Source organism: Kitasatospora sp. NPDC058243, assembly GCF_042882025.1.
In the GTDB taxonomy this organism is placed as follows: domain Bacteria; phylum Actinomycetota; class Actinomycetes; order Streptomycetales; family Streptomycetaceae; genus Kitasatospora.
In genome coordinates, this window is the sequence record NZ_JBHVWW010000180.1 from 735 (window position 1) to 1,047 (window position 313).

A 313-nucleotide genomic window follows, 5' to 3' on the forward strand; every position below is an offset into this window, starting at 1 on the left:
CCCCTGCCCCCCCCCCCTTCCCCCCCTTTCCCCCCCACATCCCCCCCCCCCCCGCCGTCCCCTGCGAAGAGGCACTGCAGGACGCCGAGTTCGGGCAGGGTGATGGCACCGAGAAAGCCGGCGGGGCAAGCCCGGGTGCCGATGTTCAGGTGCTGGCAGCACAGTCGTTCCAGGGCGACGTCGATCAGTTCGCCAGGCCGGACAAACAGGTCCGGAACCGTCCAGTGCGGCACTCTGCCCGGCGCGGTTTGGCCGTGTTCGACCAGCATCAGCTCGACTCTGCCGGAGATTTTGGAGCTGTCGGGGTCGGGTG

At 69.6% G+C, this 313-nt stretch carries 1 pseudogene; it reads right to left on the minus strand.

Features of this window, described 5'->3' with window-relative positions:
* Positions 1 to 269: pseudogene (locus ACFVX9_RS39940) on the minus strand (hypothetical protein); the annotation flags it as partial.
* Positions 270 to 313: the final 44 nt, after the last annotated feature.